At 67.4% G+C, this 13,821-nt stretch carries 16 protein-coding genes and 1 tRNA gene; 13 read left to right on the top strand and 4 right to left on the bottom strand.

Annotation, left to right across the window (positions count from 1 at the left end):
- Positions 1–181 precede the first annotated feature (181 nt).
- Positions 182–254: transfer RNA gene (locus AC6JAM_RS07365), tRNA-Lys, on the top strand.
- Between the two features lie 109 nt (positions 255–363).
- Here AC6JAM_RS07365 and AC6JAM_RS07360 read toward each other — a convergent pair.
- The 3 genes from AC6JAM_RS07360 to AC6JAM_RS07350 form a co-directional block, all read right to left on the bottom strand.
- Positions 364–750 carry a VOC family protein gene (locus AC6JAM_RS07360; RefSeq protein WP_018770921.1) on the bottom strand — a complete coding sequence of 129 codons (387 nt, stop codon included), beginning with the start codon at positions 748–750 and terminating at the stop codon, positions 364–366.
- A 129-nt stretch (positions 751–879) separates the two neighbouring features.
- Positions 880–1,497: a M23 family metallopeptidase gene (locus AC6JAM_RS07355; protein ID WP_056388343.1), complete on the bottom strand. Its 618-nt coding sequence runs from the start codon at positions 1,495–1,497 to the stop codon at positions 880–882.
- A 21-nt stretch (positions 1,498–1,518) separates the two neighbouring features.
- The gene (locus AC6JAM_RS07350) at positions 1,519–1,860 is read right to left on the bottom strand and encodes a YciI family protein (protein ID WP_056388341.1); all 342 of its coding nucleotides are present in this window, start codon (positions 1,858–1,860) and stop codon (positions 1,519–1,521) included.
- A 134-nt stretch (positions 1,861–1,994) separates the two neighbouring features.
- On the opposite strand from AC6JAM_RS07350, the gene AC6JAM_RS07345 reads away from it, so the two are divergent.
- The 5 genes from AC6JAM_RS07345 (at position 1,995) to AC6JAM_RS07325 (ending at position 6,243) form a co-directional block, all read left to right on the top strand.
- Positions 1,995–3,014: a LacI family DNA-binding transcriptional regulator gene (locus AC6JAM_RS07345; RefSeq protein WP_018770918.1), complete on the top strand. Its 1,020-nt coding sequence runs from the start codon at positions 1,995–1,997 to the stop codon at positions 3,012–3,014.
- 119 nt (positions 3,015–3,133) lie between these two features.
- Positions 3,134–3,970: a DUF4397 domain-containing protein gene (locus AC6JAM_RS07340; RefSeq protein ID WP_144600967.1), complete on the top strand. Its 837-nt coding sequence runs from the start codon at positions 3,134–3,136 to the stop codon at positions 3,968–3,970.
- A gap of 111 nt (positions 3,971–4,081) precedes the next feature.
- Complete coding sequence (locus tag AC6JAM_RS07335) at positions 4,082–4,837, top strand: sortase domain-containing protein (RefSeq protein ID WP_495635127.1); 756 nt, start codon at positions 4,082–4,084, stop codon at positions 4,835–4,837.
- A gap of 67 nt (positions 4,838–4,904) precedes the next feature.
- Positions 4,905–5,483: an RNA polymerase sigma factor gene (locus AC6JAM_RS07330; RefSeq protein WP_497934389.1), complete on the top strand. Its 579-nt coding sequence runs from the start codon at positions 4,905–4,907 to the stop codon at positions 5,481–5,483.
- Complete coding sequence (locus tag AC6JAM_RS07325) at positions 5,470–6,243, top strand: anti-sigma factor (RefSeq protein ID WP_268002444.1); 774 nt, start codon at positions 5,470–5,472, stop codon at positions 6,241–6,243. Before AC6JAM_RS07330 ends, AC6JAM_RS07325 begins: the two co-directional genes overlap by 14 nt.
- Before the next feature lie 5 nt (positions 6,244–6,248).
- Here the strand turns inward: AC6JAM_RS07325 and AC6JAM_RS07320 are convergent, their stop codons facing one another.
- Complete coding sequence (locus tag AC6JAM_RS07320) at positions 6,249–7,049, bottom strand: GAF and ANTAR domain-containing protein (RefSeq protein WP_497934388.1); 801 nt, start codon at positions 7,047–7,049, stop codon at positions 6,249–6,251.
- 454 nt (positions 7,050–7,503) lie between these two features.
- On the opposite strand from AC6JAM_RS07320, the gene arfA reads away from it, so the two are divergent.
- From arfA to ureC, 7 genes are all read left to right on the top strand, one after another.
- Positions 7,504–9,030, top strand: a complete 1,527-nt coding sequence (gene arfA, locus AC6JAM_RS07315) for an arabinosylfuranosidase ArfA (protein ID WP_018770912.1) — start codon at positions 7,504–7,506, stop codon at positions 9,028–9,030.
- Between the two features lie 61 nt (positions 9,031–9,091).
- On the top strand, positions 9,092–9,679 hold the full coding sequence (locus AC6JAM_RS07310) for an HhH-GPD-type base excision DNA repair protein (protein WP_018770911.1): 588 nt from the start codon (positions 9,092–9,094) through the stop codon (positions 9,677–9,679).
- A complete protein-coding gene (locus AC6JAM_RS07305; RefSeq protein ID WP_018770910.1) occupies positions 9,679–10,683 on the top strand; it encodes a LacI family DNA-binding transcriptional regulator in 1,005 nt (334 codons plus the stop codon). The genes AC6JAM_RS07310 and AC6JAM_RS07305 overlap by 1 nt, the downstream gene beginning before the upstream one ends.
- Before the next feature lie 78 nt (positions 10,684–10,761).
- Entirely contained in the window at positions 10,762–11,313 is a 552-nt protein-coding gene (locus tag AC6JAM_RS07300) for a cysteine hydrolase family protein (RefSeq protein WP_497934387.1), read from the top strand.
- 115 nt (positions 11,314–11,428) lie between these two features.
- Positions 11,429–11,731 carry an urease subunit gamma gene (locus tag AC6JAM_RS07295; RefSeq protein ID WP_026266013.1) on the top strand — a complete coding sequence of 101 codons (303 nt, stop codon included), beginning with the start codon at positions 11,429–11,431 and terminating at the stop codon, positions 11,729–11,731.
- Positions 11,732–11,742: 11 nt separating this feature from the next.
- On the top strand, positions 11,743–12,081 hold the full coding sequence (locus AC6JAM_RS07290; protein ID WP_018770907.1) for an urease subunit beta: 339 nt from the start codon (positions 11,743–11,745) through the stop codon (positions 12,079–12,081).
- On the top strand, positions 12,078–13,808 hold the full coding sequence (ureC, locus tag AC6JAM_RS07285) for an urease subunit alpha (RefSeq protein WP_497934386.1): 1,731 nt from the start codon (positions 12,078–12,080) through the stop codon (positions 13,806–13,808). Before AC6JAM_RS07290 ends, ureC begins: the two co-directional genes overlap by 4 nt.
- The last annotated feature ends 13 nt before the right edge of the window (positions 13,809–13,821 follow it).

Raw genomic sequence — 13,821 nt, 5'->3', positions numbered from 1 at the left:
AAATCGAGCGTCTGCGGCGCCCGGCTTCACCTGCGGGAAGAGGCGTCAAAAGGAGGATGAAAGCGTCCGACGACGGCGCCTGGGCCATGTGCGAAGCCGCCGGAACCATGGGTTAGAGTATTAACGTCCAGAAATGGATTGGGCCGGATGGGCAGACACAGCGTGTTTGGCTGGCCGGCAGGGGCCTTTAGCTCAGTTGGTAGAGCATCGGACTTTTAATCCGTGGGTCGTGGGTTCGAGCCCCACAGGGCCCACCGTTTACGCAGGCCAGAGGCATCCAGCCTCTGGCCTGCCGGTGGTTTCAGGGCCGTGGCCAACTATTGCGCGGGCGTCCGCGGGCCGGCCTGCAAGCGTTTGGGTGCCTCACGGCCGGGATGGCGATGCCGGGGGAATCTGGCTGACCAGCCCCAGGGTGTTTCCCTCGCTGTCCCGGATGAATGCCATCCACTCCTCCGTGCCGGCGGGCCCCAGCAGGCCGTCGTCGTGGCTGAAGATCACCCGCGGTTCGGCCACTATTTCCACTCCCCGGCCCTTGAGTTGCTCCACAGTGCGCTTCACATCGGGAACGCCAAGATAGAGAAGCGAACTCGGCGCGCCCTGCTCCAGCAACAGCCGTACGCCGTCAAGGTCGAAGAACAGCAGCCCGGGCGGATCGAACACGGCCGTGTATCTTGCCGAAAGCAAGGCGCTGTAAAACTCCGCTGCCCGCTGCAGATCACTGGCGTGTTGAGCGACCTGAACCAAGCGCATGACCCCCGCCTTTTCCCAACCGTTCGATGCGTCAATCCTGCTCGGAAAGCAGGTGTGCGGGCAAGGGATCCCACACCGCCGGGCCCTGACCGGTCCCATCCATTGCTCCGGCCCTTGGTAACCCCCGCCTCAGGCATGCACGATGTTCCCGTTGCGCGGCAGTCCGCCGCGGAACGAGAGGGGAACGCCGGAAGCCCGGGCTGGATCGGCGGAATCCATGGCCTGCACATGCAGATGCGGTTCCGTGCTGTTGCCGGAGTTGCCGCAGCGGCCTACCATCTCCCCGCACTCAACCGGCTGGCCGGGCCGGACGCGGACGCTCCCGCGCTGCAGGTGGCACAGGGCGATGAACACCGCGCCGCTCCCGATGATCACGTGGTTGCCTGCAAGGCCCGGCCATCCCTCCCGCACCCGCCTGGCCTGCGAAGCGGCGTAACGAATGGATGGAAAGCCGCGGAAGGCGGCATGGTCCGGCTCCCCGTCATGGGCGGCGAGGACAATACCGGAGGCTGGGGCTGTCACAGCCCTGCCAAACCCCACGAACTGCTCCGGCGGCTCGGGCCGGAACAGCGACGCCAGGGTGACCGGCGCAGACCGCCCGTTCCGGTCCAGCGGGGTGAAGTCGATGGCGTGGCTCGTGGCGAAAAGCCGTGTCCCGTGGCTGGGGATCCGGTTGGCGGGAGAATTCTGCACCAGCCAGGGACCGGTGAACGGATACTCCAGGTCCGCAGGGGTCGCCGCAGGCATGGTTTGGCGGGGCTTGATGGGTCAGCTGGCGGGATCGTACTGGAAGGCGCGCACTTCCTGTGCGCAGCGGCAGGCCGCGGCGATCTTCGCGGCCCAGTGCAGTGCGGCTTCGTAGCCGGGCAGTTCCAGCACTGTGTAGCCGCCTTCGATCTGCGCCGTCTGGGGGTAGGTGCCTTCGCTCACCGTACCGTCGCCGTCGACCATCACGGGCGGAACGCTCTCGTCGATGCCGCCGCCGAACACCCAGACGCCGGCGTCCTTCGCCTCCTGGACCACGGCATGCGCGGCGTCCGCTACGGCCTGCAGGCCACCATCCGGGATGTCCATGGCGCCGCTGGGAAACGAGATCAGGTATTTGGTCATTCTCACGGCTCCTTCGTTGGCAAGTCGATCAGCTTCATCCTTCCCATCGCTCCGCTGCCGCGCAAGGATTCAGGCGCGCTGTGCCGGCGCCCGGGGACGCCGCCGCGGGGGGCTGCAACAGGCACAATAGGCTCATGGCAAATACCAGCAAGGGCCGGATGCCGCGCCTGGAAGACGTGGCCAAGGTGGCGGGGGTCTCCCACCAGACCGTCTCCCGAGTAGTGAACAACCATCCCAACGTCAGCAAGGCGACCCGGGAAAAGGTGGAGGCCGCCATTGCCGAACTGGGGTACCGGCGCAACACCGCGGCCCGGAGCCTGGTCACCCGGCGCTCGCAGACCATTGGCGTGCTGGCAAGCGAGCTTTCGCAGTACGGCCCGGCCAACACCCTGCTGGGGGTTGAACATGCCGCCCGCAACGCCGGTTACTTTGTCAGTATCGCGGCCCTGCGGGAAATCAGCCGGGATGCCATCTCCAACGCCGTGGGCCACTTCATGGACCAGGCCGTGGACGGGATCGCCGTGCTGGTGCCGCACTCGGACACCCTCGCAGTGCTGGAGCAGATGAATCTTCCCGTGCCCGTGGTGGCAGTGGGCTCGGCCGGCAGCGCTTCCGTCAGCGGTGCGATGGTGGACCAGCGTGCAGGCGCCAGGCTCGCCGTCGAACATCTCATCAGTGAGGGGCACCGGCAGATCGGGCACATCGCCGGCCCGCCTGACTGGACGGACGGCGCTGAGCGCGCGGAGGGGTGGCGTGCTGCCCTCCGGGATGCCGGCCTGGATGATTCCCTGCTGGTTGAGGGGGACTGGAGCGCGGGCAGCGGTTACGCGATCGGCCGCAAGCTGGCCTCCGGACTCAGGGCCACGGCCATCTTCGTTGGAAACGACCAGATGGCCCTGGGCCTGCTGCGCGCGTTCACCGAGGCGGGGGTCAGGGTGCCCGACGACGTCTCCGTGGTGGGCTTCGACGACCAGCCGGAGGCGGGGTACTTCACGCCGCCGCTGACCACCGTCCGCCAGGACTTCGAGGAGCTGGGACGCCGCTGCATGGACATCATGCTGAAGGAAATCGAGTCGGGTGCCGCGGTGAGCTCCACTGTGGTCCCGCCGGAGCTGGTCCTGCGTGCCAGCACCGCCGCTCCAGCGCGCGCCTAGGCGGACGGCACCAAGCGCCAAAAAAATCTCCATGATTCTGCATCCAAATCCGGGGCTGCGCCGGTAGTAGGAGTGTCAGCAGAAAACGCCCGTCAGCCGGGCCGTTCAAGGAGATGGACATGCGCAACAAAATCTTCACCGCAGGTGCCGGTGCAGCAGCCATTGCAGCCGCAATCGCTCTGGCCGGTCCCGCCCACGCAGCAGACGGGGATGCCCAGCTGTCCGTGCTGCATGGCGTTCCCGGACTGACCGTGGACGTTTGGGTCAACGGTGACCGCACCCTGGATGACTTTGCCCCCGGAAGCCTTGCAGGGCCACTGGCCCTTCCGGCCGGCACCTACGAAATCGCCATCACGGCAGCCGATGCCGCCAACGCCTCCGCGCCGGCCATTGGTCCGGTGAGCGTCACCCTTGCCGCCAACGGAAACTACACGGCCGCAGCCCACCTCGGCGCCGACGGCAAGCCCACCGCCAGCCTGTTCACCAACGACGTGTCCCAAATTCCCGCCGGGAAGGGCAAACTGACGGTCCGGCACGCAGCCGCAGCCCCCGCCGTCGATGTCCTGGCAGGCGGCACCGCCGTTGTCACCAACCTGGCCAACCCGAACGAAAAGACCCTGACCCTGGATCCCGGCACCGTCCCGGCCGCGGTGGCTGCCGCAGGCACCACCACCCCGGTGATCGGCCCGGCCGACGTGGCGGTGGCTGAAGGTACCCACACCATCGTCTACGCCTGGGGCAGCCTGGCCGACCAGAACCTGAAGCTTGCAGTCCAGACCATCGAGGGCCTGCATTCCGCACCGGCCTCTGTGCCAGGTGCCCTTGACGGGTCCGCGGATGCCGGTGGAGCGGGCCCTGCCGTTGCCACCGCCGGGTTTGGCTTGGCAGCGCTGGCCCTCCTCGCGGGGGCGGTGGGCGCAGCCCGCGCGGTCCGCGCACGGCGGGCGGAACTGTAACCGGGCCAGACGCCCGCTGAAGGACCACACCGCAGGGGCCCGGCCGGCTACGGACGGGCCCCTGCACCGGCCCCGCCAATGGCCGGCATACATGGAAGGGAGGCGGCAGGCATGATGGCAGGCACGACGCCGGCACCCGGGTACCGCCGTCGCCATCCGGCAGGCGGCGCGGCCGCAGCGATGGTGGCTGCCGCGTTGGTTTTGTCCGGCTGCGGTCCTGCCGGTCCCACTGGTTCCCCCGGTCACACTGGTTCTGCGGGTCCCACCGGTTCTGCCGGGCAGCCGGCCCCCTCCACGGTTGCCGCGGCAACCGGCTCTCACGAGCCGGCGCCCTCGCCGGGGGCGCCGGCCCCTGCCGGCTCCGCTGTACCTCCCACCGGGGCCATCCCGGTCCGGCCCGCGGCTCCAACCGCCGCGGCGGTGGCGCCGGCACCAACATCACTGACCGTGGCGGGCACTGCCATCGACATGCCGGTGGTGCCCGGGGGAGTTTCCGGCGGGGGAGCGATGGAAATCCCTGACGCCTTCGACCGGGCGGCCTGGTACAAATTCGGTCCGGCCCCGGGAGCAGCCGAGGGAACGGCCGTCATCGCCGGCCATATCGACACCACGTCCGACCGGGCACCGTTCTCGGCATTGAAGTCCCTCTCGCCGGGAATCCTCATCCGCGTGGGCCGGGATGGGGCCGCGCCGCTCGCCTACCGGGTGGTGGGAGTGGAACTGATGGCAAAGGACAAGTTCGACGGCGGCGCCCTGTTCCGCCGGTCCGGCCCGCACGAACTCAAGCTGGTCACCTGCGGCGGCCGATGGCTGGACGAGCGGATGGACTACAGCGACAATGTCATTGTCACCGCAGTTCCTGCATGAACCTGGTTTCTGCATCACCGGTGGCCAGCCATGTAACTCGTGCGCCGACGCCGGGAAGGAGTTGCCTGTGACGCTTCCCGGGCACGCTTTCCGCGGATGGGATGACGCACTGACCGACTCCTTCCTGGCCGGGGATGAGCACGCCCTGGCAGCGGCCTACCGTGAGTTCGCGCCCCTGGTGCACACCCTTGCCCTGCGTTCCCTGCCGGACAGGGCAGCGGCGGACGACGTGACCCAGGAGGTCTTCATCCGGGCCTGGCGTTCGCGGAGTACCTTCAACCCGCAAGTGGCCAGGCTGCCGGCGTGGATCGTGGGAATCACCCGGAACGCCATCACCGATGCCCATTCGGCGGCAGCCCGGGAAGCACGCAAGGCCTACGCCGCGGCCGGAGCCGGTATGGGAGAAGACGCCGGAACGGGAACAGAGGCGGCGGAAATGCTGGCGGACAGGCTGCTCCTGGACGGCGAACTGGAGAGGCTGGGCGAGCCCCAGGGGTCCATCATGAAGCTCGCCTTTTACGAGGACCTGACCCACGAGCAGATTTCACGCAAACTGGGCCTTCCCCTTGGTACGGTCAAGAGCCACATCCGCCGGAGCCTGTCGCACCTGCGAAGCAGATTGGAGGTAGACCATGCCGCATCTTGATCCGGAACAGTTGAGCCTCCTGGCACTTTACGACGGCTGGGAGGACCCGGGTGCCCGGGAGCACCTGGCTGCCTGCCCCGAGTGCGCCGCCGATTTTGCCGCCCTGCGCCGCACGGTTGACGCGGTGAAGACCGCACCGGACACCAGCCGCCTGGCCGTGCCCGGGCCACAGGTATGGGCTGGAATCCACCGGGAACTGGGCCTTTCGGGGTCCGTGCGGGAGGATCCGCTGGCGGCGGACGCCGCCAAGGGAAACAGCGCGGGTCCGGCGGCCGCACCTGCGGACGCGCCGCCGTCGAACGTCATCCCTGTCCGCCGGCGGACCAAAGGTGCCTGGTGGCAGCGCCCCGGTACGTGGGTGGCAGCTGCAGCCGCAGCCGTCCTGGTGGTGGTTGGTGCGGTGTTGACCTTGACCCGTCCGCCCCAGCCCCAGCAGCTGGCCTCTGCCCAGCTGGCGCCGCTGGCGCAGCACTCCGCCGCAGGATCGGCCAAGGTGGTGACGGCGCCCGACGGTTCCCGCAACCTGGAAATCAGCCTGGACAAGGATGAAGCCAAGGGTTACCAGGAGGTGTGGCTGATTGCGCCGGACCTTTCCCGGCTGGTCAGCCTGGGCGTCATGAACTCCACATCCGGAACGTTCCAGGTGCCCAGCGGCCTGGACCTCTCCCAGTACCCGGTGGTGGATGTTTCCGACGAACCGATGGACGGCAATCCTGCGCACTCCAGCGTGAGTATCGCCAGGGGCACCCTGTCATCCTGACGCGGTCAGCCGCCGAAGTGTGAGTGCGGGGCACCTTCCGGCAACCGCTCCAGCAGTTCCTCCGCCACCTTGCGCAGCTTGATGTTCCGGTGGCTGGAAGCCTTGGCAAGGATGGAGAAGGCCTCCTGGTACGAGCACCTGTTCTGGGCCATGATCACGCCGCAGGCAACGTTGATGGAGGTGCGGCTGTCCAGGGCCGAACGGAGGTCGGTGGCCAGCGAGCGGGCGGAGTGCAGGTTGATGGCCATCTGCAGGCTCTTGGCTGCCAGGGCGGCAAAGGTGCGTGCCTCGGCGATGGCGCGCAGCGGGAAAGCCTTCGAGTCGTGCGCGAAGAAGGCAAGTGCGGCGGCGGTCCGGCCGGGGCCACTGCTGCCGATCGTTTGGTCATCTTCCGCGGGGTCCGCTTCCAGACGGAGCCGTACGGCAAGGGCACTGCCGAACCCTGATAACTGCAACTGCGACGAATAGTGCTGCCACCGGAAATCCCCGTTCCGCTGGAGCACCGCGACGGGGTGCCCGCCTGACATGACGTCAGTTACCGGCCCCTCGTCCATTTCCCGTTCCCAGTCCAGCATCCGCACTACTTCACCGGTGGTGCCCGTTATGGCAGGAGTCCGCTTGGCCTGGTGCAGCACCAGGCCGCAGCCCACGTCAATCCCGGCGGTGGCGGCCACATGGTCAGCCGAGGCGGCCACCAGCAGCCTAAGGGAATCGGAGAGGGTCTGGGCGTCGTTGACCAGGTCCAGCACGAGGGCGGGGTTTCGGGGTGCACCGCGTTCACGGCCGCGCGGCTCCGGATGGGGCACGCGCGTCCTGCGGGCGTTCGCTGCGGAAAGAGGGCCGGCGACGGCTGGGGGAGAGCCCTTGGTCTCAAAGGACTCCTCGTCGCCGGCCCCGCTTAGTACCCGGGTCCTATGAACCGGGAAGCCTGGGTTTACCTGTCGTGCATGCATTGCCAGTCTCACACCCCCTAGTGAGCCAAGTACCGGAAAGCAGAACAGGTCTTGTCTCTGTGAAAAACCTAATGGCCGTCCAGCCCCCAGTGGATGCGTAACCAGTACCTGTTTTTCCGATTAGGGAGTACTTGGGCGCGCCCTGCGGAAACCCCTCAGGCGTGTTGCCGCAGGTGGGAAGCGGGTCGCTTGGCGGCCCAGGGGTGAGGCCGCGCTGCCGCCCGGTCAACGGAGCACTTGACTCCCGAGGCGGGCCCCCCAACAATAGTTTCTATAACGTTGTAGAAACCAAGCCGAGGATGCCTTCGTGACCCAGCCAGAACCCGCCGCAGCAAAAATCACCGTCGACCCGTCGTTCACCGTGGGGCCGGTCCGCCGTCGTACGTTCGGTGCCTTTGTTGAGCACCTTGGCCGGTGCGTCTACACCGGCATTTTTGAACCGGACCACCCGGATGCCGACGACGACGGGTTCCGGAGGGACGTCCTCGCGCTCACCCGCGAACTGGGGGTATCCACCGTCCGCTACCCCGGCGGCAACTTTGTGTCCGGCTACCGCTGGGAGGACGGGGTGGGCCCGGTTGACCAGCGGCCAGTGCGCCTGGACCTGGCCTGGCACTCCACCGATCCCAACACGGTGGGCGTGGACGAGTTCGCCACGTGGTCCGCCAAGGCCGGCGTTGAACCCATGATGGCGGTGAACCTGGGCACCCGCGGGGTCCAGGAGGCGCTGGACCTCCTGGAGTATTGCAACATCGACGCCGGCACGGCGCTGGCCGGCCAGCGCCAGGCGAACGGTGCCCGGGACGGCTATGGCATCAGGATGTGGTGCCTGGGCAACGAAATGGATGGCCCCTGGCAGATCGGCCACAAGAACGCGCTGGAATACGGCCGCCTGGCCGCCGACACTGCCCGTGCCATGCGCATGATGCAGCCGGACGTGGAGTTGGTGGCCTGCGGCAGTTCAGGGCCCACCATGCCGACTTTCGGTGAGTGGGAACGCGTGGTTTTGACGGAGACCTACGAGCTGGTGGACCTGATCTCGGCGCACCAGTACTTCGAGGACTTCGGCGACCTGCAGGAACACCTCGCCGCGGGACACAAGATGGAGGCCTTCATCCGCGACCTCGTCAGCCACATCGACCATGTGAAGTCGGTCAAGAAATCTTCCAAGCAGGTGAACATCTCCTTCGACGAGTGGAACGTCTGGCACATGAGCCGCGACGAGTCCAAGGTGCCCACCGGCAAGGACTGGCCCGTGGCCCCCGTCCTGCTGGAGGACACCTACACGGTGGCGGACGCCGTCGTCGTGGGGGACCTGCTGGTCACGCTGCTCCGCAACACGGACCGCGTCCACTCCGCCAGCCTGGCGCAGCTGGTGAACGTCATCGCCCCCATCATGACCGAGCCGGGCGGCCGCGCCTGGAAGCAGACCACCTTCCACCCCTTCGCCCTGACCTCACGGCACGCCTCCGGCACCGTCCTGCAACTCGCCGTCGAATCCCCACTGGTCAGCGGCGGCACGACAACTGACGTCGCCGCCCTGTCCGCTGTCGCCACGTATGACGCGGACAAGGGCGAAGCCGTGGTGTTCGCCGTCAACCGGTCCGCCGGCCAGGCACTGACGCTTGACGCAGCCGTGGCCGGGCTGGGCGATGTCCGGTTGCTGGAGGCGGTGACCTACGCCAACAAGGACCCGTACTGGCAGGCCAGCGCCGACGATTCCACCTCCGTCCTGCCATCGGAAAACGGCACCGTGAAGGTGGACGGCGGGAGGCTCACCGCCGAACTCCCCGCCGTGTCCTGGTCCATGATCCGGCTGTCCGTGGACAGCTGACCCCCCCGGGGGCGGGAGGGCAGGGGCGCCCTTATGACGACGGCGGGCCGCAGGTGGGAGGATGGACGGCATGGAACTGCACATCACGGGCGATCCCGCCGCGGACAAGTTGTTGAGCGAGGACGACTTCGCCCTGCTGACCGGCATGCTGCTGGACCAGCAGGTGACGATGGAATCGGCCTTTGCCGGGCCCGAGAAGATCCGCAGCCGGATCGGGTCGCTTAAGCCGGAGGCCATCGCCGCGCAGGACCCCCAGGCGTTTGTGGAGATGTTCAAGGAACGGCCCGCCGTACACCGCTTCCCCGGTTCCATGGCCGCCCGGGTGCAGGCGTTGGCCGAGGCCGTCCAGAGCGAGTGGGACGGGGACGCCGCGGCCATCTGGACCAAAGGGTCACCGGACGGGGCCGAGGTGCTGCGCCGCCTCAAGGCCCTGCCCGGATTCGGCGAGCAGAAGGCGAAAATCTTCCTGGCCCTCCTGGGCAAGCAGCGCGGCCTGAATGCGCCGGGATGGCGTGAAGCCGCGGGACACTATGGTGAGGACGGCAGCTACCTGTCAGTGGCAGACATCGTGGACCCGGAATCCCTGGCAAAAGTGCGCGCCAGCAAGCAGGCCGCCAAAGCAGCGGCGAAAGCAGGAAAAGAACGCTGATGGCAGTCACCATGAACGACGTCGCACGGGCGGCGGGCGTTTCCCTCAAGACCGTTTCCAACGTCCTGAACGACTACGAGTTCATCCGTCCGGCCACCAAGCAGCGGGTGCAGGATGCCATTGCGGAGCTGGGCTACGAAGCCAACCTCACGGCGCGCAGCCTCCGGTCCGGCAAGACTTCCATGCTGGGGCTGGTCCTGTCCGACCTCTCCGCCCCGTACTACGCCGAGCTGGCGTCCAGGCTGATGAAGGCCGCTTCCCGCCGGGGTTACCGGGTGCTGGTGGAGCAGTCCGACGCGGAAGCGGCCGCTGAACTGGGCGCCCTGCAGGGGACGTTCCGGCAGCTCACCGACGGCCTGCTGTTCACGCCGCTGATGGTTGACGCGGAGGCCATTTCCGCGCGTGCCGGCAGCAAGCCGCTGGTGATGCTCGGCGAGCACATCATGGATCCCCGCTTCGACCTGGTCACGATGAAGAACGGGGAAGCCGCGGCGGCGCTCACGGCGCACCTGCTGGCCGGCGGCCGCCGCCGCATTGCCGTGATCGGGGCGAACGCCGGGGAGACCTCCGGCAGCGGGGGCCTGCGCCTGAACGGATACCGGAAGGCGCTGGAGGCAGCCGGCATCGCGTTCGACCCTGCCCTGGTGGTGCCTGCGGAGTGGCGCCGCGACACCGGCGCCGCCGCCGTGGCCGGCCTCCTGGCATCCGGCGTGGAGTTCGACGCCGTCTTCGGGCTGAACGACGTGCTGGCACTCGGCGCATTGCACGAACTCCTGATCCGCGGGGTTAAGGTGCCCCAGGACGTGGCCGTGGCAGGCTTTGACGACATCGACGAAGCCCGGTTCGCGTCCCCGTCCCTGACCACCGTCTCGCCGGGCATGGACGAGATCGCGGAACGGTCCATTGGCCTGCTGCTGGACCGGATCGCCGGGCGCGAGACATCCGGGGCGGGCGTGCACGTGGAGGCCGGGTTCGAGCTAAAGATCCGCGAGTCCGCGCCGTAGTTCCGGGCGGGCAGGTTTCGCCTGCTCCGCAAGCGGGTACGCCTATGCCACCGGTTCAAGAGACGGAAAGGTGCCGCCATGATTGCCCTCCTGGTCATCGGCATGCAGAACGCTTTCTTCGAAACCCCCGAACTGGCAGCCCAGCGGGAACGGGTGGTCAGCGAGTGCAACCGGCTGCTGGAAGGGTTCAAGGCCGCCGGCCACAAGGCGCTGCTGGTGGGCACAGAACACGAGCGGGACAAATCCACCTGGACCCTCAGCATGCTCGACGACGACCAGGGGTTCATCTTCCGCGGCAGTGAACAGGCCCAGTCCGTGCCGGGGCTCATCACCGAAGACCTGCCCCAGCTGAACAAGACCCGCGACAGCGCCTTCGTGGGCACCAACCTGCTGGCCCGGCTGCGGAACTGGGGAGCCGACCAGGTGGTGCTCGCGGGCGTCTCAACCCACAACTGCATTGCCCAGACCGCCGCCGATGCATTCGCGCACAACATCCGCGTGACGTATGCCAGGGACGCCATGGCCTCCGAAGCCGACCAGGACGCCGCCGACATGCTTCGCATCCTTTCCGCTACCTACCGCCAGCCCGTCCAGTCCAGCGGGGAGATCCTTTCCGGGCTCAGCAAGTAGGCCCCACCGGTCAGCAAACAGGCTCCGGATAGACCGGCCTGATGCTGCTGAAACCTGGCGGAAACGTGCCGGGTCTACGCTGGAGCCCACGCCGTTGGCCGTCGAAGGGAAATCCATGCATCTGATGCCGCGTGAGCAGGAAAAGCTCATGATCGTGGTGGCCGCGGACCTGGCCCGGCGCCGGCAGTCCCGCGGCCTGAAACTTAATTACCCGGAGGCCGTGGCCATCATCAGCTATGAACTGATCGAGGGCGCCAGGGACGGCAGGACCGTTGCCGATCTCATGAGCTACGGCACCACCCTCCTCAGCCGCGAGGACGTCATGGAGGGCGTGCCGGAAATGATCCACGACGTGCAGATCGAGGCCACCTTCCCCGACGGCACCAAGCTCGTCACCGTCCACAACCCCATCCGCTAAGGAGAGCCGCAATGATCCCAGGCGAGTACGTTCTCCGGCCGGAGCCCGTGACCGCGAACGCGGGCAGGGACGCGATCGAGGTGGCCGTGACCAACACCGGCGACCGGCCCGTCCAGGTGGGTTCCCACTTCCACTTCGCTGAGGCCAACGCTGCCTTGTCCTTCGACCGGGACGCCGCCTACGGCCGGCGCCTGGACATTCCCGCGGGAACGGCTGCGCGGTTTGAGCCGGGCGACTCCCGGAGCGTGCGGCTGATCGAACTGGCCGGGCGCCGCGAGGTGTTCGGGCTCAGCAACGCGGTCAACGGAAAGCTCGACGGCGGCACCCGCCAGGAAGGGGACGTCCAGTGAGCTTCGAGATCCCGCGCCGGCAGTATGCGGACCTGTACGGGCCCACCGCCGGTGACAGGATCCGCCTGGCGGACACCGACCTGTTCCTCGAGATCGAACAGGACCTCACCGTCTACGGTGAGGAAGTAGTGTTCGGTGGCGGCAAGGTAATCCGCGACGGCATGGGCCAGAACGGCCAGGCCACCCGCGACGAGGACATTCCCGACACCGTCATCACCAACGCGGTGGTCCTGGACTACACCGGCATCTACAAAGCGGACGTGGCACTCAAGGACGGGCATATCTTCCGCATCGGCAAAGCCGGGAACCCGCAGATCACCGACGGCGTGGACATCGTCATCGGGGCCAGCACCGAAATCATCGCCGGCGAACGGAAGATCCTCACTGCCGGCGGAATCGACACCCACATCCACTTCATCTCCCCGGACCAGGTGCCCACGGCCCTGGCCAGCGGGGTGACCACCATGATCGGCGGCGGCACCGGCCCTGCCGAAGGCACCAAGGCCACCACCGTCACACCCGGAAAGTGGCACATCCAGCGGATGCTGCAGGCGGCTGAGGGGCTGCCCATCAACATCGGGCTGTTCGGGAAAGGCCACGCGTCCGCCGTCGAACCTTTGGCCGAGCAGATCCGCGCCGGTGCCATCGGGCTGAAAGTCCACGAGGACTGGGGGTCCACCACCTCCTCCATCGACACCTCCCTGAAGGTGGCGGACGAGTACGACGTCCAGGTGGCCATCCACACCGACACCTTGAATGAGTGCGGATTCGTGGAGGACACCATCCGCGCCATCGACGGCCGCGTCATCCACACCTTCCACACGGAGGGTGCCGGCGGCGGCCACGCCCCGGACATCATCAAGATTGCCGGCATGCCCAATGTCCTGCCGGCCTCCACCAACCCCACGCTGCCCTATACGCGGAACACCATCGAAGAGCACCTGGACATGCTCATGGTGTGCCACCACCTCAACCCGGACATCCCCGAGGACGTGGCCTTCGCCGATTCCCGGATCCGGGCCGAAACAATCGCCGCCGAGGACGTCCTGCAGGACCTGGGCATCTTCTCCATCACCTCCTCCGACTCCCAGGCAATGGGCCGGGTGGGCGAGGTGATCACCCGCACGTGGCAGGTGGCGGACAAGATGAAGAAGCAGCGCGGGGTGTTGGAAGATCCCACCGCCGGAATCCATGGCAGCGCGGGCAGCGACAACTTCCGGCTCAAGCGCTACGTGGCGAAATACACCATCAACCCCGCCATCGCCCAGGGCATCGCCGACTCCGTAGGGTCGCTGGAGGTTGGCAAGTTCGCGGACCTGGTCCTCTGGGATCCCGCATTCTTCGGCGTCAAACCGGAGCTGGTGCTCAAGGGCGGGCAGATCGCCTACGCACTGATGGGGGACGCGAACGCCTCCATCCCCACTCCCCAGCCCCGCACCATGCGGCCCATGTTCGCCACGTTCGGCAAAGCCATGCAGCAGTCCTCCATCACCTTCCTGTCCCAGGCCGCGATCGACGCCGGGGTACCCCAGGAACTGGGGCTGGAAAAGGTCATCCGGGCCGTCTCCGGCATCCGGACCCTCACCAAGGCCGACCTCAAGTACAACGACGCCACCCCCGACATCCAGGTGGACCCGGAAACGTACCAGGTAACCGTCGACGGCGAGGACGTCACCTGCGAACCCGCGGACGTCCTGCCCATGGCCCAGCGTTATTTCCTGTTCTAGACCCCACCGGAGC

This window comes from Arthrobacter sp. GmRoot5-12 (assembly GCF_059739365.1).
This window is presented reverse-complemented; position numbering and strand designations above follow the sequence as displayed.